The following is a 23,386-nucleotide window of genomic DNA, read 5'->3' as shown; positions in this document are numbered from 1 at the left end:
ATTGAAAAGTTAATTTAAATGGAAAACCTGAACTAATACATACCCGAGACAAGTCAATAATATAGAGCCGATCAGTCCAGCTGTAAAAGGTTTACCCCCATATTTTCTAAAGGTTAAAAGGTCAATATTCAATCCTAGTCCTGCCATGGACATAGCCATGAGGATATAGGAAAGCATAACAAGTTTATCGGCTATGGGTTCAGGAACTGCACCTGTAGAATAGAGGGCACTCATTAACAAAAATCCAAAAATAAACCAAGGTATTTGAATGGACTTCCAGGAAAATTTCTTTCCGTTATCTCTTGATCGATCTTTCCAATTCATGATGAAACCGATTAAAATGGCAACGGGAATGAGCAGGGCCACCCTAGTCAATTTGACCACGACTGCCAAGTCAACTGCCTCATTTCCCCCTGGCGCTGCTGCAGCGATCACGTGAGCGATTTCATGGAGTGTCGCTCCCGAGAATATACCATATCCTTGATCGGATAACTCCAATAATGGATATAGGATTGTATAACCGAAAGTGAAGGTTGTACCTAAAACAGCAACCGTCGCTACGGCTATTGCAGTATCTTTTTCTTTTGCTTTTATTTGGGAGGAAATTGCCAGGATGGCAGCAGCTCCACAAATTCCCGTTCCGCAAGCTGTCAATATGCCTAGCTTTTTCTCAACTTTAAAAAGACGGGTCAATCCATAAACTACTAATATAGCAAATACAAGACAAATTGCACCCACTGCAAATGTTTTCGGACCGGCATTAAATATATCCTTTAGGTCCAGGCGCATTCCCAATAAAATAATGCCCACTCTCAAAAGGACTTTACTTGAATAATTTGTACCTGCAACGGTGTAAGCTGGGACGCCAATGATCGCTTTCCAAACAACACCAATCAGTATCGCAATGACTAACTGTCCCATTATATGAAGGAATGGAAGCTCTGCTAAGTATTTTGCAGCAATGGCAATTAGCAAAGTCAATGCTATTCCTTTTGTAAATCCAAGTTTTTTAGTTTCAACGTTTGTTTGTTCCAGTGTGATCACTCCATCTATGTTGATGCCTTAACTTTAAAGCTTAATTAAAAATAAGTGAAATATATTTTTGCTATTTCAATGATTACTTCTACTTATGATAAAATGAAACACAAAGGTAAATAAGGGAGGTAACCATGGATCCGTTAAAAGTATTCGTCACCGTAATCGAACAGAAAAACTTTTCAAGAGCAGGGGATATTCTGAACTTGTCTCAGCCAGGAGTCAGTCTTCACATAAGAAATCTGGAAAATGAATTAGGAACGAAATTAATTTATCGTTCTCCCAAACAAGTGCAAATAACAGAGCCGGGAAAAATTTTGTATAGACATGCAAAGCAAATGCTTGATCATTATGAGACAGCAATAAGAGAAATAAATGAATTTAATAACGTGGTTAGCGGAACGATGAAAATAGGAGCAAGCTTCACGATAGGGGAATACTACCTTCCAAAAGTTTTAGCGGAATTTGCGGCTCAATATCCGATGGTGGACATACAAATCATCATCTCGAATTCCAATGAAGTCATACAAGGAATACGTTCGAATAAGCTTGATATAGGCTTGATTGAAGGTGAAACGAATTATAAAGATATTGATGTCAGACCATTCATGAATGACGAGATGATAGTCGTCGTCCCCCCGGTTCATCCACTTTCACAGATGGATCTCATCGAGGGCACATTGCTCCAAAACCAAACGTGGGTGCTTAGGGAGCAAGGATCTGGAACCCGTACATATTCCGATAAACTTCTGAGCAGCCTGGAGTTAAATATAAAGAAAACGTTTATTTTCACCAGTATCCAAGGAGTGAAAGAAGCGGTGATGGCTGGGCTTGGCATTGCCCTGTTATCACGATTGACTGTTCAAAAAGAACTGAAGTCCAATGAATTGAAAACCTTTCATTTGAAAAATGAACCCATTATAAGACCTTTTTCGATCGTGAAAAAGTTAGACCTCGAAGCCTCAAAAGCCATCGAGTTGTTTTTAAGGAAGGTCGAAGAATTTGCGATAAAGGGTCCGTCCTAAATAAATCACCTAAACTTTTGCTCATCCTTTCATTTTCAATGAAGAGGTTGGGCATTTTTAACGACGAAATATTTTTAATTTTAATGAAAACGTCGAAAGTATTTTGGAATATGTCAATCATTATACGAATTTTACGTATTTTCACATAATTATAAACATATAAATTAAATAGATAGTCTCCAGGAAGTTCTAAGTCCCTGTAGACTTTTCCTGATATTAATAATCTTAAAAGGAGCAACCACATTGGCTATAGAGGAGCAGAAAGATAAGCGAATTTCTGTTTTCGACAGGATTATAGGATTCATGCCAAAATTTTATGTGATTGGGACAATTTTAATTTTTGTTTATACGCTAGTTGCAATGGCTCATTTAGGTATCCAAACTTTGAAAAGGCCAGAGGAAGCCGTTGGTCCTGCCACAAATCCCCCTATATCTCAGGGCTTTGAACATACATTGATATCGTTAATCATCGAACCGATTGTGACGTCTGAATTTTATCAAATCATCTTTAACACGTTATTTCTTTACCTTGTTTGGATATTGCTTTTCCTATTAGCACCGATTGCTTTTTACCGTTTAAAACACTTTAAATTTTTTAATATCGAAATTGAAATTGAAAAACAAGATGCAGCCGTTTTTGAAGTATTCAGCATGAGCAGTTCAAAAATGAAATTTGCTGCGTATTTAACATCCGAGGAATATCAATTGGAGATATCAGAGGAAATTGCTAACAGCAAGGACTTTAAAACACCCTTAATCTATACATTGGACTGTGCCGTAGATTTTTATTCCGATCAATTAGGACTTTCATTTACCTACGATATCTATACCCTGAACCAGTTCAAAAAAGCAAAGCTGCCTAAATCCATCAAAGCGATGCTAGATAAATCCATTCAAACCGGCGATCCATGCATTACGAATAAAAGCAATAGTGATAGTGAATATTACAAGAACTTTCTTATCCATTATTTCGAAAACATTGACGGGAAATTTGTCACTGTCTTAAATAGTTACCAAACTGAATTCGATACATTCGATAAATCACTGCTTAAGATCCTGCAAAATGTCATATACGATTACTATTTACAGTATCACTATATTTACGATGCGAGTGAGAAGCTGGAAAAGAATGAAACGATTTCCCTTAATAATTAAAAAAACCACCCTACAAGTGGTTATTTTTTTTGGAAAGGTGATTGTTAATTATATTTTGGACAATTACATTATTACCAATGAGCTCAGACGATTTCTTTACGTGTTGTTCCCGAAAATCCATGTTCTTTATTTTCTTGGACTTTTTCCCGTTTTTAAAATTATTGAAGGCATTTAAAAAAGCTATCTGAATCACTCCCCTTATAGATTAGTATATTCATATTTTGGATAAAATTTCATGAAAAACTACAATTTACAGAAAAATATTTTGCGGTTTTAAGTGATGAAAATTACCTAAACAAAACAATTAAAGACTTTCTAGAAGAATTGATTTTAATTTAGAACGAGGGATTTATTAGCTCAAATTAATGATTACTACGGCTTTTTTATAAAAAATAAAGAAATTCCCCCAAAAATATTGTATAGTTAGAATACAGGAGTTCGAACAAACATTCGTTTCTTGGAAACAGAGATTACTTCTTAGTGGGACAGGAGAGAGACAGTGAACGGTACAGCACACATGGCATTAGGGGCAACAGTTGGATTCTTGACGGCAAACACACTTCAAACAGATCCAACTACCACTTTATTCTTGGTTGGCATTGGGGGAGTTTCAGGTCTTATGCCCGATATGGATATTGATGGGAAGTTAAGTAATAGGATTACTTTTTCACATAAGTTTATTCGAACGATAGCACAAACGATTGGGATACTAATGATCATTTATAGTCTTTTTGAAGGCTCTAAAACGGAAAAATGGATCGGGGTAGGGGCAGGAATCGGAATCATCATCATTTCATCTTTCATCAGACAAAGGCATATGCTGACCTTGACTGGATTAGCGGTTTTAGGCGGTGGTTTATCTTTGCAGGAAAGCTGGCTGTGGCTGTTAGGAGTTTATATTATCCTAGCATCCTTTACACCACATAGAAGTTATACACATTCGATTGCAGGTATCGCTTTCTTTGGCATCATTGCCCATCAATTCGAAGCCTTTATGGGGATTGACGGAATTTTCACTACTTGTATATTAGGATACATAAGTCATTTAATTGCAGATTTGAAATGTTTACCTTTTAACAAACGTGGGGTAAAGTTATTTCTTCCATTTTTCTCAAAAGAATTTTGACAGTGGTTCGCTTACCGCTGTTTTTTCTATGAGGTAAAATAAATTTAAATTGAAAGGACACCTGATTCGACTTTTTTTTATGTTTTATATGGTCATTCTTCCTAAATCTACTAAATGTAACATATTTGTAAAGATCCTGTGATGCGAGTGATATGCATATTCTAGTATATTAAGTTTAGCAAATCACATCAGGGGGTAAAATAATTTGTTTAAGAAAATTGTCGTCGGATTGTCATTGGCTATCATGCTTGTATCCGCATCTTTTGCTGGGGACCAAGTGGAAGCTGCTTCATATCATACAAAAGCGATTAAAGTGGCTAAAAGTGAATTAGGTACAAAATATAAAATGGGTGGCATTTCTTCTTCAGGTTTTGATTGCTCCGGTTTAGTGAAGTATTCATATCAAAAGGCTGGTAAGAATTTACCAAGAACCGCTGCTGACATATATAAAAAAGGAAAGAAAGTTAAAAGCCTGCAAAAAGGTGACTTAATGTTTTTTGCACCAAATAAAGCGAAAAAACCTACACATGTGGCTATATACATAGGAAACAATGAATTTATACACTCATCATCATCTAAAGGAGTTTCATACGCTAAAACCAATAATAGTTATTGGAAGCCAAAGTATATTGGTGCGAAACGTATATAATAGAAGGAAATCAACCTTAATATAAAAAACTAAGAGACTTAATGATATCTCTGACTGCAGGGAAACTCGAAATAATTGAGTTTGCCTGCAGTTTTTTATTTATAAACGTTCAAATTGCTAGGCAGACAATCCGCTCCCTTGTTTTCTACAAAAAGAGACTTTAATGAAGTCTCTTTTTTTGTTTTAAATATAAGAGGGGATGAGGCATATGGGCAAGGAAAAAGGGAATTGATGTTTTGTTAATAGATTAGGTTATGGTTATCCTGAAGTGGGTAATCAATAATATCTGAATGTACTAAGAGGCATACATAGAATCTTTTTATTTGACTGGAATTGGATAGTTTAATATGCTTAGCAAACCAAATCGAAGGAATTTCTTTTTTATTGCAAAAAAATTCCCAGACAAAATTATTGAAAGTCAAAGAAGGTCAATGTATAATAAAGTCAGAAAGTCAAAGAAGGTCAAAGATTTATAGTGAATTCAATTTTTAAAAGGAGGAGTACTACATGCTTTGTGAAAAATGCCATGTAAACCAAGCAAATATTCAAGTTCATCTAAATATGAATGGTCAGGAGCATGATGTGAAACTGTGCTCCACTTGTTATAAAGAAGAGCGAAACAAACTTGGAGCAGCGATGGGCGGAATGGATACAGGAAAATTCCAATATAATGGATTTCCAAATTCATTCAATCCATTTAATTATAATGATGTACCAAAGACGGATTCAGCTGAACATGGCGAGGACGGAGGATTGCTTGAGGAGTATGGCCACAATTTGACCGATGCTGCTAAAGCAGGACTTATCGATCCGGTTATCGGAAGAAATGAAGAAATCAAACGCGTCATTGAAGTTCTAAATAGACGCAATAAAAATAATCCCGTTTTAATCGGTGAACCTGGTGTCGGTAAAACAGCCATTGCCGAAGGTCTTGCTTTAGCGATTGTTGAAGGTTCAGTGCCTGTTAAATTACGTAATAAGCTTGTATATATGCTTGATATAGCGTCCCTTGTTTCGAATACTGGAATTAGAGGGCAATTCGAAGAACGAATGAAGCAATTGATCAGCGAATTGCAGGAAAGAAAAAATGTCATTTTATTCATAGATGAAATTCACCAACTTGTGGGAGCGGGTTCAGCCGAAGGATCAATGGATGCAGGAAATATCTTGAAGCCTGCACTTGCACGCGGCGAGCTTCAGCTTGTCGGAGCAACCACTTTATCCGAATATAGGAAAATTGAAAAAGACGGTGCCCTTGAAAGACGCTTCCAGCCTGTACACGTTAATGAGCCGACAACGGCTGAGGCATTGGTCATCTTACATGGTTTAAAAGATAGTTATGAATCTTATCATGGTGTAACATATAGTGAGGAAGCCCTAAAAGCGGCTGTTGAACTCTCGAACCGCTACATTCAAGACCGATTCCTGCCTGATAAGGCAATAGACTTAATGGATGAAGCTGGTTCCAAATTGAACTTGACCATCGAAGACGGCCAGGTAGAAAAGATGAAAGAGCGTCTGGTGCAAATTTATAAAGAAAAAGAAATGGCCTTAAAAGAAGAAGCATATGAAAAAGCTGCCCTTCTCCGTGATGAAGAAGAAAAACTGGAAAAGTCCTTACAGGCTGGGGAAGATGCAATTAAGCCAACAGTTACCGTTGAAGACATTCAAAATATCATCGAACAAAAGACTGGTATACCTGTAGGTAAGCTCCAAGAAGATGAGCAAAAAAGAATGGTTCATCTCCAAGAGGAGCTGATGAAAAAAGTAATCGGGCAGCAAGAGGCTGTCAAAAAGGTTTCCAAGGCCGTTCGAAGAAGTCGTGCAGGGTTAAAATCCAAAAATCGTCCTACCGGTTCTTTCCTTTTCGTTGGTCCGACGGGAGTAGGTAAAACCGAATTGGCGAAAACTCTTGCTGAGGAATTGTTCGGGGACAAGGAAGCAATGATTCGTCTTGACATGAGTGAATTCATGGAGAAACACAGTGTTTCTAAATTAATCGGTTCTCCTCCTGGATATGTAGGGCATGAGGAAGCTGGACAATTGACGGAAAAAGTTCGCCGCAAACCTTACAGTATCATCTTATTGGATGAAATCGAAAAGGCACATCCGGATGTATTGCATATGTTCCTGCAAATCATGGAAGATGGCCGCTTAACCGACAGTCAAGGGCGGACCGTTACTTTTAAAGATACCGTGATCATCATGACGAGTAATGCTGGGGTCGGAGAGAAACAAAAAGTAATGGGATTCGGTACAAGTTCAGCTGTGGAAGAGGCTTCAATCCTACAATCTTTAGGCAGTTTCTTCAAACCGGAATTCTTGAACCGATTCGATAGCATCATTGAATTCTCGGCATTGAAGAAGGAAGATCTTCTGCAAATCGTTGATATCATGATTCACGAGCTAGACGAAACCCTTGCTGCAAATGGTTTATCTTTAGATGTAACGAATGAAGCGAAACAAAGGCTAATTGAACTCGGATATCACCCAGCTTTCGGGGCGAGACCGCTCCGCCGTGTTCTTCAAGAACAGCTCGAAGACGGCATCACTGACTTTATCTTTGAGCAGCCTGAAGTTAAGAACTTCACTGCAATTGTTGAGGATACCTCTGTGAAAATTATTAAAACACCATAAAGAGTACTATAAATGCCTCCAAGACCGTAAAACTGTTATGGAGGCATTTTTTTTGAATTCACTTTTCATAAAATGATAGGTAAGGTTCAGCTAATTGACATGCAGCTTTCGTTTAATAAATATAGATTTCTGAATTTTTGATATAATTTGCTGATCGAATGTTTTGGTGGGAATTGCCTGTGGAATCATACCATAAGGGAAGATTTGCTCATGATTATAAAAATTAATAATTCCTGTTCCAAAATGGGAATTGCAATGGAGGAATGACCTATTAAAGATTCACTTTCTTATTTTGAAGAAGAAAATAAAAATAATCGAAAACCTATGGATAATGAAGCGGAAAATCAGTTGGAATTTCTGCCGATTGCAAATATTAATCCAGTAAACCCGTCGGAATTGGATGAACTATATTTCTATGAAGGCAAAGATTTAGGAAATTCCTATCTTAAAGATAAAACGGCATTCCGATTATGGGCACCACTTGCATCTGAAGCTAAGCTAGTCACTTATAAACATTGGGATGATACAGATGGAATGGAGATTCAGATGGTTCGTTCGGAAAAGGGGACCTGGACCATTGAGCTGAACGGAGATCAGAATGGTTTGATTTATACATATAAAGTGAGTGTGGGAGAAACCTGGAGTGAAGCCGTCGATCCCTATGTTCGTGCAGTTACTGTTAATGGTAATAAAGGAGTCGTGATAGATTTAACTGATACGAACCCTGAAAGGTGGACTCGGGATAAACCGCCTCTCGAAAAAGCTGAGGACATAGTCATTTATGAATTGCATACACGGGATTTGTCGATTCATCCTGAAAGCGGAATCCATCATAAAGGTAAATTCTTAGGAGTGATTGAAGCCGGCACCAAAGGTCCAGATGGAGCGAAAACGGGTCTTGATCATATTAAAGATCTAGGTGTTACCCATGTTCAGTTTATCCCGATATTCGATTTTGCTACAGTCAATGAAATGAAATTGAATGAACCACAATATAACTGGGGATATGATCCACAGAATTATAACGCTCCTGAGGGCTCTTATTCGACTGATCCATATCAACCAAAAGTCAGGATCCGGGAGTTAAAGGAAATGATTCAAGGTTTACACGATCACGGTTTACGCGTAATCATGGATGTTGTATATAATCACGTTTATTCAGTGGAGGACTCAAACTTCCATAAACTCGTTCCTACTTACTTTTTTCGCTATAACGCCGACGGCACCTTATCTAATGGAACAGGTGTAGGAAATGATACCGCGTCTGAACGTAAAATGATGCGAAAATTCATCGTTGAATCCGTAACCTATTGGGCAAAGGAATTTAACCTTGATGGTTTTCGTTTCGATTTAATGGGGATTCATGATGTGGAAACGATGAATGAAGTGAAAAGGGCACTGGCAGAAATTGATCCGTCCCTCATTGTTTTGGGAGAAGGCTGGGATATGGATACTCCCTTGGCCCAAGAGCTGAAAGCAAATCAAAAGAATGCTTTTAAAATGCCTGGAATCGCTCACTTTAACGATGCGATCCGTGATGGTTTAAAAGGGTTTGTAATGAATGAACATGATAAAGGATTCGTGAATGGCAAACCAGGAATGGAAGATATTATAAAAAAGGGCATCGCTGGTGGTTTGAAATATGACGAAGATATAGCAACATATCAAAGACCAGATCAAGTGATCAATTATGTTGAAGCACATGATAATTATACTTTATGGGATAAGCTTCTCATCACTAATCCAGATGCGACAGAACAGGTACGGAAACAGATGCATAAATTAGCTTCGGCCGTCGTCTTACTGTCACAGGGAATTCCAATGATACATGCTGGACAAGAGTTCATGCGTACGAAGGATGGGGATGAAAATAGCTATCAATCTTCCGATTGGATTAACCGGTTGGATTGGAAAAGGAGAGCGGAGTTAAATCGGGAAGTAGAGTATATGAAAGGACTAATTTCGCTCAGGAAAAATCATTCTGTTTTTAGGTTAAGCACACCCGAAGAAATTGAGGAGCACTTACAATTCATTGATGCTCCTCCAAATGCGGTTGCATTTACTTTAAAACATAAGGATTACAAAATTGCAGTGATTCATAATGCAAATTGGGACGCTATAACCATTTCTCTTCCCCACGAAGGTGATTGGTCCGTTTTAGTGGATGGTCAGCGGGCGGGCCTGGAAGAAATAGAAAGGGTTAAAGGGAGTCAGATAACCGTTGCCCCTTTAAGTTCGTTTGTACTAAAAAACAAACTCTAACCAATGATAATAAAGTCGAAGTGAGTGAATACTATGTCTCACTTCGGCTTTATTTCATTTTCTGATATGAAAATTATTGGTCAAATGAAGTCTTCCATTATTTTCTTTCGCAAGTTTGAGAAAAAATGTGCGGGGGTAGAAAATACTTAATGATGAATTTTATCGTTTTTTAAGAGGGGAGCGATTATTTTGCCAGAGAAAGTACAGATAAAAATCAATGGTGCTGAGGCCAGCCTGGAAGGTAATCAAACAATTTTACAAATGCTGACGGATAGCTCGATTGAAGTCCCGAATGTTTGTTACCATCCTAGCCTAGGTCCTATCGAAACATGTGATACATGTTTAGTAAGCGTTAATGGAGAACTCGTAAGGTCTTGTTCCACCAAGATCAAGAATGGGGATGTAATCGATACTGTTGCACCAGATGTAAAAGAAGCACAGGTCATGGCGATGGACAAGATATTGTATAACCATGAGCTTTATTGTACGGTTTGCGATTATAATAATGGCACCTGTGAAATACACAATACTGTTAAGGAAATGAAGGTAAATCATCAAAGTGTTCCTTTTGATCAAAAGCCATATGAAGTGGATTGGTCAAATCCATTTTATCGATATGATCCGGATCAATGCATCCTTTGCGGCCGTTGTGTTGAAGCTTGTCAAGATGTACAGGTCACTGAAACATTGACCATTGATTGGGAAGCTAAACGTCCACGTGTCATTTGGGATAATAATGTTCCAATCAATGAATCTTCATGTGTGTCTTGTGGACACTGTTCCACAGTTTGTCCGTGTAATGCAATGATGGAAAAAGGAATGGAAGGGGAAGCCGGATTTTTAACCGGCATCGCTAAACAAACTCTTCGACCCATGATAGAAATAACGAAAAATGTAGAAACGGGATATGGTTCGATTTTAGCAATTTCAGATATGGAATCAGCCATGAGGGATGCAAGGATCAAGAAGACGAAAACGGTTTGTACATACTGTGGGGTAGGATGCAGCTTTGACGCATGGACCAAAGATCGTAAAATCCTAAAAATCGAACCGCAAGTGGAGGCACCTGCAAATGGAATTTCGACTTGTGTAAAAGGGAAATTCGGATGGGATTTCGTGAATAGTGAAGAAAGACTCACAAAACCTTTAATTAGAGAAGGGGATGCGTTCAGGGAAGCTGAATGGGAAGAAGCCCTTGAATTGATTTCCCGTAAATTCGCCGAAATCAAAGAATATCACGGACCGGATTCGATGGCTTTCATTACGTCTTCCAAATGCACCAATGAAGAGTCCTATTTAATGCAAAAGCTGGCAAGGGGAATCATTGGCACCAATAATGTGGATAACTGTTCCCGGTATTGTCAGACACCGGCGACTTTGGGACTATTCAGAACGGTTGGATATGGCGGGGATACAGGGGGTATAAGGGATATCGAAAACTCCGAACTTGTATTGATCATAGGCTCGAATACATCCGAATCCCACCCCGTTTTGGCTACCAGAATCAAACGTTCCCATAAACTAGGTAAACAGAAGCTGATTGTGGCGGACATCAGAAAGCATGAAATGGCTGAACGTTCCGACCTCTTCATCCAGCCTGCTCCGGGAACGGATATCATATGGCTGTCGGCCGTGACTAAATATATCGTCGACAAAGGTTGGACAGATAATGACTTCATCAAAAATCGTGTAAATGGGATGGAGGAATACATCAAGACTTTAGAACCTTACACAATGGAATATGCCGAAAAAGTAACAGGCGTAGCTAAAGAAGATTTAATTACGCTTGCAGAAGCCATTCATGAAGCGGGGAGCGTTGCATCGCTTTGGGCCATGGGCGTTACGCAGCATGGCGGAGGAAGCGATACGAGTACTGCAATTTCCAATTTATTGCTCATAACAGGTAACTACGGTAAACCTGGAACAGGTACTTATCCTTTACGCGGACATAATAATGTCCAAGGAGCCAGCGACTTTGGCAGTATGCCGGATCGCTTGCCAAGTTACGAAAAAGTAACGGACAAAAACGTACGCGCGAAATATGAAAACATCTGGGGTGCCAAAATACCCGAAAACCCTGGCCTTAATAATCATGAAATGGTCGAAGGGATTCATGAAGGTACCATCAAAGCAATGTACTTAAAAGGTGAAGATATGGGGCTGGTCGATTCCAATATCAATCATGTTCATGAAGCATTTGAAAAACTGGAATTCTTTGTGGTACAAGATATCTTCTTATCAAGAACGGCAGAATTCGCGGATGTCGTCCTCCCAGCAAGCCCAAGCTTTGAAAAAGAAGGTACTTTCACGAATACCGAACGCCGTATTCAACGTCTATATCAAGTCTTTGAACCGTTGGGTGACTCAAAGCCTGATTGGCAAATCATTATGAATGTAGCTAATTCGTTAGGAGCAGGTTGGAATTATGAACACCCAAGTGAAATCATGGACGAAGCAGCTAAACTATCACCATTATATGCTGGAGTAAGTTATGAACGCTTGGAAGGATATAAAAGTCTTCAATGGCCAGTGGCGCCAGATGGTAAAGATACGCCGCTTTTATTCACGGACGCTTTTCCATTCCCCGATGGAAAAGCAAGGTTATTTCCAGTCAAATGGACCAAACCGATTAACTTTGGGGATGAGTTTGATATACATGTGAATAATGGCCGATTGTTGGAACATTTCCACGAAGGAAACATGACTTATAAATCAAAAGGCATCACTTCCAAAACGCCAAAAGTATTCCTTGAGGTATCCCGGGAATTGGCAAAAGATAGAGGGCTTGAGGATGGCACTCTTGTTCGGCTTACTTCACCATATGGAAATGCAAAAGTGCAATGCCTGATTACGGATCGCGTAAAAGGTAAAGAGGTTTATCTGCCAATGAACGATTCGGGTGACGGGGCAATCAACCAATTGACTAGCAGTCATTCAGATAAAGATACTGATACCCCTGCCTATAAGGAGGTTCAGGCAAAAATGGAAGTGCTCATGGTCAAAGGAGATAATCCATTGCCGAGCATCAACCATCGTAATGGTAATCCACAACCACAGATAGGTGTACAAGTACAAAAAAAATGGGCCCGCGAAGATTATATATTCCCTGGTGACCTCTTGAAAATCAAAAAGGAGGAGAGGAACCGTGGCTAAAGCGACAAAAGTGATCAATCGAATCACCTTAAGCGATGAAGAAAGAAGAAGAATTGAACTGGAGGATATAGAGCGTAACCTTTTGGAAAATAAAGAAGTGATTAAAGAAACGTTTGAAGTTATGAAAGGCATGCAGGATCGTGGGATATTATCAATGGTTAACAGTTTGTTGAAGGAAGGGGACAAAGTGCTGAACATTCTGGTCAAAACAGCAGACACCCCAGAAACGGCAAATACGCTAAAAAATCTCCTCCTCATACTTGGCACGTTAGGAACACTTAATGTTCAGCAGCTTGAACCGCTTATCCTCAAAGTCAATTCAGGGATTGCCCGTGTGGCCGAAGCTGATAAAACTCCTGATAAGCCAAGCTATCTAGCAATGCTGCGTTCCTTGAATGACCAAGAAGTCAAACAAGCCATGACTTTTCTGATGACTTTCCTTAAAGGAATGGGAGAAGATACAAGAGATTTAGAAAGAACCACTCAACTACCAGAGAATCAGCAATTGCATAAAGCGAATGAAACAGCAGACATAGAACGGCCGACCACCAGAAAATCATACGGATCAAGTATACCCAGTAAAGGCGGAAGAGGAAAAAAACGAAATACCAGCTGGTTTTGGATTGCAGCAGGAGTTTCACTCATAACCATTCCGCTAACTTTATCGAGAAGTAAGTAAGAAATAAGGACCTTGCTCGTTCGTATTCGGAATATTGAAATGTTAGTAAAAATGCGAACGATATGGAATTTATCTTGAGTGATGGTGACGAATTCCCACCAAAATATTTAAGCCGAGCCGATGATTCCCTTATAGGAAATCATCGGCTTTTTTCAAAAGGTAAGTGAGGTGATAAACTACTATCAAAATTTTTCTCACTAGCTTTTTATTACATATATTCTTAATCAAAAAGTGGCGGAAAAGTGAGAATAGGACACCTCTTTCTTTTTTTCTTAAAGTGTGGATAATACTATAAAAATATGCACGAAGTCGTACCAGAAAGACAATTTAGTCTATGTGGCATGGATACTTGTCATTTCTAATCCTTATAATTATGGAACCTTATGCTTGTAGAAATCCCTTGCGTACCATAAAATGGGAGTATCAAATTGATCAAGGAGTGTATAAATGAAGCTAAAATTAATGACAATATCTTTGGTAATCTGTACTTCTTTAATACTTTCAGGTTGTTCAGGAGAAGAGGAAAGTGTTGCTCAAAAAGAAAGCAGTCATGAAGGACATTCAGAGCATACGGTATCAGGAGATCTTCAGGAGGAGACCAGCAGTAAGGAAATAGCACCGGATTTCTTGGCTGATAAACCTGAGGATATGAAGACAATCTATTTAGCTGTTGCTCAAAACAAAGATTTACTTGAAAAAATACCTTGTTACTGCGGTTGTGGAGAGTCAGCTAACCATAAAAATAATTACGATTGTTTTATCCATGAAAATAAAAAAAATGGTGAAGTCGTTTGGGATGACCACGGTACGAGATGTGGAGTTTGCTTAGAAATAGCTGCACAATCCATATTGGACTTGAATGATGGTATGAGCATCAAAGAGATCCGGAATAAGGTCGATGAAAAATATAAAAGTGGATATGCCAAACCGACCCCGACCCCTGCAGTGTAAGAACAAAAAAAGAAATGAAATTCTAGCGTGAAAATGAATATTTGAAAAATGGTTTTTGCCCGATAATCATTCGGAAAAAGGCCATTTTTTAATTTTTTGGAGGGATGGTTGCTTACATATATAATATTGATTGCAAAGGGGAATACTTCCAATAACCATAAAACCGTAAAGGAGCTATCCCATTGACATTAATCCGCCTTGGTTATGTAGCCATGAGTAATCATGTTCCAAACTGTTCACCATCCCAAACGCTGACTTTTGCTCAGTTTTCGAAAATTAAGGACAGAGATGCCGCGATAAGGAAGCTCGAACGCATTTCAATTTCCAATCTTCATAATTGCTGGCGTTTACTGATACATAACGAATCTAATAATATTCAGTTCTTTAGGCTTTCTTCAAAACTTATCCCTTTAGCCAATCATCCAGAAATTCCAGAATGGGATTACATCGAGCCTATTTCAGAAGAGCTGGCTAAATTAAAAACATTCATAACGGACCACCCAAAAATAAGGATAGATTTTCACCCAGATCATTTCGTCATCTTGAATAGTACAAATATCGATATTCTGAAGACATCATTAAAAACATTAAGGATGCATCATACGTTATTGAAAAAAATGGGAGTCGATCCCGAGCATCGCTGTGTTCTGCATGTTGGTGGCGGTTATGGGGAGCATGTACAGGCATTAGAGCAGTTCATCCATAATTGGGGTTTGATTCCTGAATCGATTCAAAGAATGGTCATTCTTGAGAATGATGATACTACCTATACTTTGTCGGAAACCCTTTATTTATGTGAGAAATTAGGGATTCCAATGGTTTTTGATTATCACCATTACCTCGCACATCAGTTACCAAGTGAAGATTGGAAAGACCATTGGAATCGAATATTAAATACCTGGAGTAATTCCAAGCTACCTCCGAAAATGCATATTTCAAGTCCAAGGTCCGATAAAGAATTCCGAGCACACGCTGACTTTGTGGATACAGGAATGTTCATGGAATTTTTGCAACAAATAAAGGGAAGCTTACCACAGCTGGATTGCATGATTGAAGCAAAACAAAAGGATGGAGCACTTTTCCAATTGATGGATGAGCTGAAAGGTTACAAAGAAATAGAAATCATAGATGATGCCAGTTTTTATATTCATTAATTGATTGGGGTTGCATTTGACAAAGGGAAGTAACTAAGATTCTCTTTATCAAATATATTAGTTTACATAACGTAATTATTGTTAATATAGATGAATCTAACAACAATCGAGGAAAAGAAATCCCGGGACCGGTTTAAGAAATCCTTAAATAAAATAAAGCCCCAAATTGCTGCTTGGTCGCTAATCCAGCATCGGATTTCTGTTCTCATTGATAAATTATTCAGAAAGATAAAGGGTAATAACTTATAGGTATAATGACCTTAAGGGAACGCTTACATAACAAAAATTCTCTTTTTGGGTGATAGCATTACGGACGTTCTCAAGTGTCGCCTGCGCTTCTTCCATGGCTTCTTTCGCGAACAAAGTAAAAAATCTCTTCTTTGGATTTGAAATAGTGGTAGGAAAGACCTTGGCTAATTCTGGCCTCAGCAGCAATCATACTCATTTTTGTTCCTACGATTCCTCGGTGTGCAAATACTTTAAGAATGCAATGTTAATCTGTTCTCTGCATCATCATGAGGTTCATCTAATTGCATCAACGATTGTTCACTCTCCAATTTTCAGGTAAAATAGGACTACTCTTTATCAATCGTGTCCGAGCACTGGATCTGTTCCTTGCTTACTTCCCACAAACGCTTTGCCGCGTCCATGTTTTGAGCGGGTACAGATGGGCTTGTAATTTGCATGTCGGTGTAATAACGGCCATTGTGACTGGTAATTTCGGCTGAGTCCGCCAACCATACCAAAGTTTCGGCACCTTTCTCAGGGCTTCGGGAGAATATCTTCATCACGGACATGGTCAACCGGGCCAATAGTCCGTTGTTCTGGTTAAAGTTCGTGGAAACTAGCCCAGGATCGAAGCAATGAGCTGTGACTCCGGTTCCTTCCAGTCGCCCCGCCAATTCAGCGGTGAATAAGATGTTGGCGAGCTTTGTTTCCGCGTAGCGAAATGTAGGGCCGCCAACGAACTTTTTGGGAAAGCTATAGAGATGCTCGGCGCTAAGATCGTCAAAATTAATCCCCTTCTTGGCCATCTTGTGACCGTGGGATGCGGTTGTGATTACTCGTGATTGCTCACTTTCCTTTAACCGATCAAGGAGCAGTGTCGTAAGCAGGTAGGGTGCTAGATGGTTGACCGCCCAGGTCATCTCCAATCCGTCGACAGTTAGTTGTCGAGTTTCGAACAAGGCGCCAGCATTGTTAATTAAGACATCCACTTTCGGGCACCTAGCCAGAATTTCGGCAGCAACCTGACGTATGGACTGCTGAGAAGCCATGTCTGCTAGGAACACATCCACTGTGGTGCTATTTCCGGTTAATGCCTTAATTCGATTCACTACTTCAGTCGCTTTGGTCTGATTACGTGCGACGAGTCCCAGGTTTGCGCCTCGAATTGCGAGTTCTTTGGCAGTGGCCAGCCCAATGCCGCTAGTTGCCCCGGTAATCACGACGTACTTGCCTTTCACTGTCCACTTATTCGTAATTATACTCTCCATTGTTATTAAACCTCTATCCCTGAAAGTTTATGAATGAACAAATTCTTTCTTTAGGCAAATAAACGAACATCATAATTTATTTTTTGCGAACCATCAACAGCAATTTTTCTACTCCATCCTAATATTTTACATAACTTCGGAAGTGCTGTGTTTAATACGATTGCAGTTATTATAACTGTCGCAACTATCTGAAACGGCTCACTTGATTGTGTTGTCAAGTAGCCAGGATAGGTCGTACGGGTTCGTGGGACATGATCCCGTGAACTAAACTGTCCGCTATTGGTGCTGCACTTGGTTTAATCCCATATAGACCGTATACTTCGTCTATTGGTTTTTTAGAAAGTACAAAAATATTAGATCGAGTAGCTTTAATTATCAGAGGAGCGCTTTTCACTTTTCTTGGATTTGTGCCTGCGTTAGGAGCCTTATTTTCTACAATTCCTGTTAGAAAAGGGAGTGCTGTCTTATTTATGGCCTATATACAATTATTCGGTACCGCTGCATAATATTCAATTTAATTCTAAAACGATATGCCCGAATTGCTACTACGACACATTTTGGTATCTTTATTATGAACATTCCTGCGGAAGTGTTCGCTACGATTCCTATATATATTCGTCCCCTTATCGGCAATGGTCTGTTAATGGGCGTACTTTTAGCTCTGGATCTGGAATGTTTTGTGGATTGGTCAAATTATAAATGGTTGGAATCAAGTTACTAGAGTTACATTCAATAATATTAAAGGCCGATGATTCCTTAGTACAGGGAAAATTGGCTTTTTTAAACAGAAATTACTCTTAGCGTATGTTTCCTGCCTTTTGTTGGTATGGCCACTATACAAATGGCTAATGCATACAATTTTAGAAAATGTTTAAAAAATAGTGAATTTTAATATGATGCATTTTCGTACAAAAATATAGATAAGATAAAAAACGAGCTCCATATTTAGCTTTTAAAGGTATTGGTTGAAATCATTAGAGTCATTCATTAAGGATGATATAAAAACGCTCTATGAGGCTGTAAATGCCGTTAATGAAGAATACTAGATTTAACATTATTCACGGTCATTTTTATAAGAATATTCCGAATGTAACAAAGGACCTGTATTGATACATTCAAAAACGCGTTAAATCAAGGTTTATAGGGGTATCAAGATTTATAAAACTTGCCTTTTTTTCACCTGTTCACGTACAATGAAAGAAGGGGAAAGGGGAATGAGCCATTCATGCAAGCAACCTCTCAAAGAATAAAGAATGTCCAGCCGATACGCCGGTTGGATCACATAGAAAAGATGAAAAAGTCATTATTAAAATATTGCAGCTACAGGGATTATATGATGTTTTCAATTGGGATAAACATTGGGTTACGGATAGGGGATCTTTTACAATTGAGAGTGAAAGATATTCTTGAGGGGACGCATATAGTCATTGTTGAGCAAAAAACTGATAAAATTAAGCGGTTCCTTGTCAATCCTCAACTTCGTAAGGAAGTAAGGAAATATGTCCGGAAATCGAATCTGAAAAATGAACAGTATTTATTTCCAAGTCGAAAAGGTAATGGTCCAATCACTAGGGTACAGGCCTATCGGGTCCTGAACAAGGCAGCAGAAATGGCAGACATTCCGGATGTCGGTACACATACCCTTCGAAAAACCTTCGGCTATTTGCATTACCAAAAATTCAAGGATATAGCTTTACTGCAACAAATCCTTAATCATTCCAATCCAAAAGATACGATGATTTATATAGGACTCACACAGGATTTAATGGACGAAACGTTAATGGATTTCTATTATTAACTGAACAGGACGAAGTACAACTCCTGTATTACTCAGTATTTTTATATTGATATCACAGTCCTGTAATAGGGAGTTATTCCAGATTAAACATTATTTAAATATATGAATGGGTAGAAGAAACTGTTACTTTTGGTGTGGAGAGGTGAAAGAAAAAGAGCTTCACCGTTCAAGGCCTGTCGGAAAGGGATACGTCTTTTACTAGGGAAATCGACCTTACTGAGAGTTTTGAAAATTATAAGAGTTTGGTGAGGGCCTTATCTCGACCGAATGACTTCTCAAAAAAGACTCGAATTTAGTCTTTTTTTGTTGATATCATCCCATACTAATTCTTGGATAAAATCATTCAATTTCTTATCAATACAAAATATTAGAAACATTTAGTCTTCTAAAATACTGTTATTCTACTTTTTGAACAATTAATGTAACAGATGTTATCAGGAATGAAGGTGTCTCAGCATATAATTACTATAATAATATTATGTTAACTTGTATTCAAAATTTTACTACTGTCAAATGACTCATCATATGAACTGACCCCAATTGTTAGAGAACTTGTAATAATTGGGGTGCAGTATTGTGCTCGCAAGGAAAATGGATAATTAGTTTCAGTTAAAAGGTACCCCTATCCGCCTTCTTATCTAACTCCAAAGGCAAAAAAGCATATTCTCCGTCCTTAATAATTTCACATTTTCGAACGGGAATTGGCTGTTTAAAAATAGGCCCATCTATTACTGTGGTATGGAACTCTCCACCTTCTCCACAGGGGTCAATGCCGCGAGCTTCAAGTTCCTTCACGTATTCATGGGTTAACTTTCGCCCTAAATCATCATCACGCATTCCCAATGATAAATTAACGGTTACAATGATCGTTACAAATCCTAGATCCAAGAACTCTTCGACAGCTTCACGATGGTTCATTTCCCACAAAGGCATTCCAAGCTTCAATCCAGCATTCTTCGTAACTTTATCATGCCAACAGCCATGGGCGGGCATATCCAAGTCTCCAGTTACTAACACTTCAGCACCTTGATTTTTTGCATTTTCTAAAAGGCGCATAAATACTTCTTCATAATCACTCCAACTGGCAGCTGCAGTATATACGGGCAAACCTATAGATTCAGCTTGGGCACGTATGAGTTCCGGAGGCATGCCATGGGATCTGGAACGTTTTCCTTCTTCCTCCAGCATGACGATCAGTCCTGCAGGTTCGCCAATCTTCATTGCTTTATATAGAGCTAAGACACTATCCTTTCCTCCGCTAAAAGAAGCTATGAATTTATGCCCGCGAGCACTATTTTTCCATTCATTTAATTCCGCCATTCATATTTTCCCCTTTATTCTAATGACTTTTTGGCAATTTCATATTTTATATATGATGTTTCATAACTATATTTGTTTGATTTTATCACGGTTGGAGCCATCAGATAAAATATTAATGCATCCTGATACAAAAAAACTATTATTAAAAGAGAAGTCCATCTCTAAGAAACTACTACATAATGGACTGGACAAGATAAGTCATATTGCTAAAGGAGGATTATCTCAAATCCCTAATGAACAAAGGTGAAATAAAAAGGCATGAGTCCCGGTGGGTGACGGGGTTCATGCCCTTAAGGCGAGCTAAATAAAGTATCTACTTTTAAGGCTTATTTCACATAATAGATGCTTTTATCACTTATATAATTACAATATGTATTTCCACTTTTCCATCAGGATAATACTTTTCAAAATCCAGACTATATTTTCAACGGGGGCCAGAAATAATAATCAGATCTCAAGTAGATGGTTATCTAATGTTTTGTATCCATTTATTTTTAGATTGGATACAATATATTTAATTTTCAGTATTGTAATCGCTTTATATAGTTGATATAGTTAAAATTGTATCCAATATCGAAAGGTGGAAGCTGAATTGGATAATGCTAATTCTGGAAGAGATAAATCAACAATCGTTAAAAATGTAACCAAAAGTCTTAGGAAAGCGATTTTGAATGGGACTTTGAAAAAGGGAGAGCGACTCATCCAAGAGGAGTGGGCCGATCGCCTGGAAGTTAGCAGGATGCCTATACGTGAGGCCCTTACACAACTTCAACTGGAAGGGTTGGTGGAAATGGTTCCCCATAAAGGAGCAATCGTCACACCGATTACCCGTGATGATATTGAAGAGATTTATCATACCAGGTCTCTGCTTGAAGGTCTTGCAGTAGAAAAATCACTTCCTTACTTAACAAAGGAGGACAAAGAAAAACTAAAGGGAATTTTGATTGAAATGGAAGGAATTCAGTTATCTGATGAAACCAATGAGCATTATATCCTTTTGAATGCGGCTTTTCATGAAACCCTCCGAAAAGGGTGCCCATGGCCTAGGGTTCAAAAAATGGTAGAAACGCTGGGGATCTCACCCATTGCGCCGAATTTGCTGATTGATTATTACCCAGAAACGCAACGGGAACACCGGATGATATATGAAGCGGCACTAAGAGGGGATCCTGCAGAACTAAGGGCAGCAGTAGAATTTCACATCTTACGGACTAAGAACAATTTAATTACGTATATGGAGTTGCTGAATACTAAAAATCATCAATAAAAGGAGTGTTAATTGTGTATGATTTCGCAATTGTTGGCGGAGGAATTGTAGGATTATCGACGGGAATGGCACTTTACCAGCGTTTTCCTAATGCTAAAGTGGTAGTCATTGAAAAAGAGGCTGTTGTTGCAGATCATCAAACGGGACATAACAGCGGCGTCATTCATTCAGGAATTTATTATAAACCGGGCAGTTTCAAGGCACGGTTTGCCCGTCAAGGTAGTAAATCAATGACGGAATTCTGCCGGACGCATGGAATTGAACATGATATTTGCGGAAAGGTCATTGTTGCAACAAAGCCAGAAGAGTTGCCCCTTTTAGATGATTTATATTCTCGCGGTTTGCAAAATGAACTGGCTATACAAAGAATCGGTGTGGATGAGTTAAAGGAAATCGAACCACATGTTAATGGGCTTGGTGCGATTCGCGTCCCGCAAGCCGGCATTGTCAATTATCGTCAGGTAAGTGAAAAGATGGCGGATATCATCCGGGGCAACGGCGGTGAAATTAAGCTGAAAACAAAGGTTGAGAAGATTGACGAGGGTTTCGATGATGTTATCATCGATACGAACAACGGTACCATTAAGGCAAAAATGGTCATTAATTGCGCAGGACTGCACAGTGACCGTATCGCAGCAGCAGCTGGGTATAAAACTGATATGAAAATTGTTCCGTTTCGCGGTGAGTATTTTAAACTGAAGCCCGAAAAGCGCTTCCTTGTCAATCATTTAATTTATCCAGTACCGAACCCGAAGTTTCCATTTTTGGGGGTCCATTTTACGCGGATGATTAGCGGTGAAGTGGATGCCGGTCCAAACGCTGTACTAAGTTTCAAACGGGAAGGTTATAAGAAAACGGACTTCAATGCGAAAGATTTAACTGAAGTTTTAAGCTATAAAGGTTTTTGGAAGCTGGCTAGTAAATTCATGAAGGAAGGGATGGATGAATATGTCCGTTCTTTTAGTAAAAAGCAATTTACAAAAAGCCTGCAGGAGTTAATTCCGGAAATTCAAGAAGATGATTTAATCCCTGCACCTGCTGGAGTACGGGCCCAGGCATTACAGGATGATGGTAATATGGTGGATGATTTTCATATTATAATGGGGAAACGCACCATCCATGTATGTAATGCACCTTCACCTGCTGCAACAGCCTCAATTGAAATTGGAAAAGAGGTTGTTAACCGCATTCCGGAACAATCACACTTATTGGAAGCTGTATTGACAAAATAAAATTCGTTAAAGAGAGAGGAAGAAGCCTCATGTTCAATGGTAAAACAATTTTTATTGCAGGTCATGCACGTTTACCTCAAGGGATGGCAGCGAAAAGTGTCTTTGAAACACTGACCATCACTGCAGAAGTCGATGCTAAATATGGGGTTGTCCTGGAAGCTTCCTGTACACTGGCAACAGAGCACGGCAGGGAATTTATTGGGCGTTTATTAAAAGGGATCAGTTTAAATGACGGTGTTGATGATGCGATAGAATCAATTCAATCTTATTATCGGGGGAAGGCGGCTAATGCATTGATTGCTGCCTTGAAGGACCTGGATCTCCATTTTCAGCAAATTAAAGCAGGAGATAAATCGAAACTATCAAGTTAGGAATATAATTTTTCAGAATAACATGTTAAAAGTGTTGACAATTTTACGAAAAAACGTTTTAATGGAATTAAGCCAA

17 protein-coding genes and 2 pseudogenes are annotated in these 23,386 nt (G+C 38.8%); 15 read left to right on the top strand and 4 right to left on the bottom strand.

The annotated features are described in order from the left end of the window. Positions 1-9: 9 nt before the first annotated feature. Positions 10-1,035 carry a YeiH family protein gene (locus tag FNK51_RS00160; protein WP_141992096.1) on the bottom strand — a complete coding sequence of 342 codons (1,026 nt, stop codon included), beginning with the start codon at positions 1,033-1,035 and terminating at the stop codon, positions 10-12. Between the two features lie 134 nt (positions 1,036-1,169). Here FNK51_RS00160 and FNK51_RS00155 point away from each other — a divergent pair, with 134 nt between their 5' ends. The 10 genes and pseudogenes from FNK51_RS00155 (at position 1,170) to uvsE (ending at position 15,826) form a co-directional block, all read left to right on the top strand. Then, positions 1,170-2,060, top strand: a complete 891-nt coding sequence (locus tag FNK51_RS00155; RefSeq protein ID WP_098373286.1) for a selenium metabolism-associated LysR family transcriptional regulator — start codon at positions 1,170-1,172, stop codon at positions 2,058-2,060. A 243-nt stretch (positions 2,061-2,303) separates the two neighbouring features. Then, positions 2,304-3,215, top strand: a complete 912-nt coding sequence (locus tag FNK51_RS00150) for a hypothetical protein (protein WP_141992078.1) — start codon at positions 2,304-2,306, stop codon at positions 3,213-3,215. A gap of 499 nt (positions 3,216-3,714) precedes the next feature. Beyond that, positions 3,715-4,341, top strand: a complete 627-nt coding sequence (locus tag FNK51_RS00145) for a metal-dependent hydrolase (RefSeq protein WP_141992077.1) — start codon at positions 3,715-3,717, stop codon at positions 4,339-4,341. 205 nt (positions 4,342-4,546) lie between these two features. Next, positions 4,547-4,990 (top strand): C40 family peptidase, encoded by a 444-nt coding sequence (locus tag FNK51_RS00140; protein WP_260398190.1) that lies wholly within the window; start codon positions 4,547-4,549, stop codon positions 4,988-4,990. 507 nt (positions 4,991-5,497) lie between these two features. Further along, positions 5,498-7,627, top strand: coding sequence for an ATP-dependent Clp protease ATP-binding subunit (locus tag FNK51_RS00135; protein WP_141992076.1), 2,130 nt, complete (start codon positions 5,498-5,500; stop codon positions 7,625-7,627). Between the two features lie 381 nt (positions 7,628-8,008). Then, a pseudogene (gene pulA, locus FNK51_RS00130) lies at positions 8,009-9,889 on the top strand (type I pullulanase); the annotation flags it as partial. A gap of 189 nt (positions 9,890-10,078) precedes the next feature. Next, complete coding sequence (gene fdhF / locus FNK51_RS00125) at positions 10,079-13,042, top strand: formate dehydrogenase subunit alpha (protein WP_141992074.1); 2,964 nt, start codon at positions 10,079-10,081, stop codon at positions 13,040-13,042. Continuing rightward, a pseudogene (locus FNK51_RS00120) lies at positions 13,035-13,556 on the top strand (helical membrane plugin domain-containing protein); the annotation flags it as partial. The gene fdhF and the pseudogene FNK51_RS00120, both read left to right, overlap by 8 nt. Before the next feature lie 612 nt (positions 13,557-14,168). Then, positions 14,169-14,672 carry a PCYCGC motif-containing (lipo)protein gene (locus tag FNK51_RS00115; RefSeq protein ID WP_141992072.1) on the top strand — a complete coding sequence of 168 codons (504 nt, stop codon included), beginning with the start codon at positions 14,169-14,171 and terminating at the stop codon, positions 14,670-14,672. 182 nt (positions 14,673-14,854) lie between these two features. After that, complete coding sequence (gene uvsE, locus FNK51_RS00110) at positions 14,855-15,826, top strand: UV DNA damage repair endonuclease UvsE (RefSeq protein ID WP_141992071.1); 972 nt, start codon at positions 14,855-14,857, stop codon at positions 15,824-15,826. Between the two features lie 319 nt (positions 15,827-16,145). Here uvsE and FNK51_RS00105 read toward each other — a convergent pair whose 3' ends face one another. Together FNK51_RS00105 and FNK51_RS00100 are read right to left on the bottom strand one after the other, a co-directional pair. Beyond that, complete coding sequence (locus FNK51_RS00105; protein ID WP_286178534.1) at positions 16,146-16,265, bottom strand: TetR family transcriptional regulator; 120 nt, start codon at positions 16,263-16,265, stop codon at positions 16,146-16,148. Between the two features lie 136 nt (positions 16,266-16,401). Beyond that, positions 16,402-17,322 carry an SDR family oxidoreductase gene (locus tag FNK51_RS00100; protein ID WP_141992070.1) on the bottom strand — a complete coding sequence of 307 codons (921 nt, stop codon included), beginning with the start codon at positions 17,320-17,322 and terminating at the stop codon, positions 16,402-16,404. 269 nt (positions 17,323-17,591) lie between these two features. Here FNK51_RS00100 and FNK51_RS27490 point away from each other — a divergent pair, with 269 nt between their 5' ends. Both FNK51_RS27490 and FNK51_RS00090 read left to right on the top strand, forming a co-directional pair. After that, positions 17,592-17,828 carry a solute carrier family 23 protein gene (locus FNK51_RS27490; protein ID WP_141992094.1) on the top strand — a complete coding sequence of 79 codons (237 nt, stop codon included), beginning with the start codon at positions 17,592-17,594 and terminating at the stop codon, positions 17,826-17,828. Positions 17,829-18,547: 719 nt separating this feature from the next. After that, on the top strand, positions 18,548-19,120 hold the full coding sequence (locus FNK51_RS00090) for a site-specific integrase (RefSeq protein ID WP_194719377.1): 573 nt from the start codon (positions 18,548-18,550) through the stop codon (positions 19,118-19,120). A gap of 609 nt (positions 19,121-19,729) precedes the next feature. Here FNK51_RS00090 and FNK51_RS00085 read toward each other — a convergent pair. Beyond that, a complete protein-coding gene (locus tag FNK51_RS00085; RefSeq protein WP_141992069.1) occupies positions 19,730-20,440 on the bottom strand; it encodes a Dph6-related ATP pyrophosphatase in 711 nt (236 codons plus the stop codon). Between the two features lie 592 nt (positions 20,441-21,032). Between FNK51_RS00085 and FNK51_RS00080 the strand changes: the two genes are divergently transcribed. The 3 genes from FNK51_RS00080 to FNK51_RS00070 are packed head-to-tail and all read left to right on the top strand — an operon-like array spanning position 21,033 to position 23,310. Continuing rightward, a complete protein-coding gene (locus FNK51_RS00080) occupies positions 21,033-21,707 on the top strand; it encodes a GntR family transcriptional regulator (protein ID WP_141992068.1) in 675 nt (224 codons plus the stop codon). 14 nt (positions 21,708-21,721) lie between these two features. Then, positions 21,722-22,939: an L-2-hydroxyglutarate oxidase gene (gene lhgO / locus FNK51_RS00075; RefSeq protein WP_098373301.1), complete on the top strand. Its 1,218-nt coding sequence runs from the start codon at positions 21,722-21,724 to the stop codon at positions 22,937-22,939. A gap of 29 nt (positions 22,940-22,968) precedes the next feature. Then, the gene (locus tag FNK51_RS00070; protein WP_076369363.1) at positions 22,969-23,310 is read left to right on the top strand and encodes a DUF3870 domain-containing protein; all 342 of its coding nucleotides are present in this window, start codon (positions 22,969-22,971) and stop codon (positions 23,308-23,310) included. Positions 23,311-23,386: the final 76 nt, after the last annotated feature.

This window comes from Bacillus sp. B4EP4a (assembly GCF_006680105.1).
GTDB lineage: Bacteria > Bacillota > Bacilli > Bacillales > DSM-1321 > Peribacillus > Peribacillus simplex_E.
Note: the sequence above shows the minus strand (reverse complement) of the source record. Positions and strands in the feature narration are given on the sequence as shown.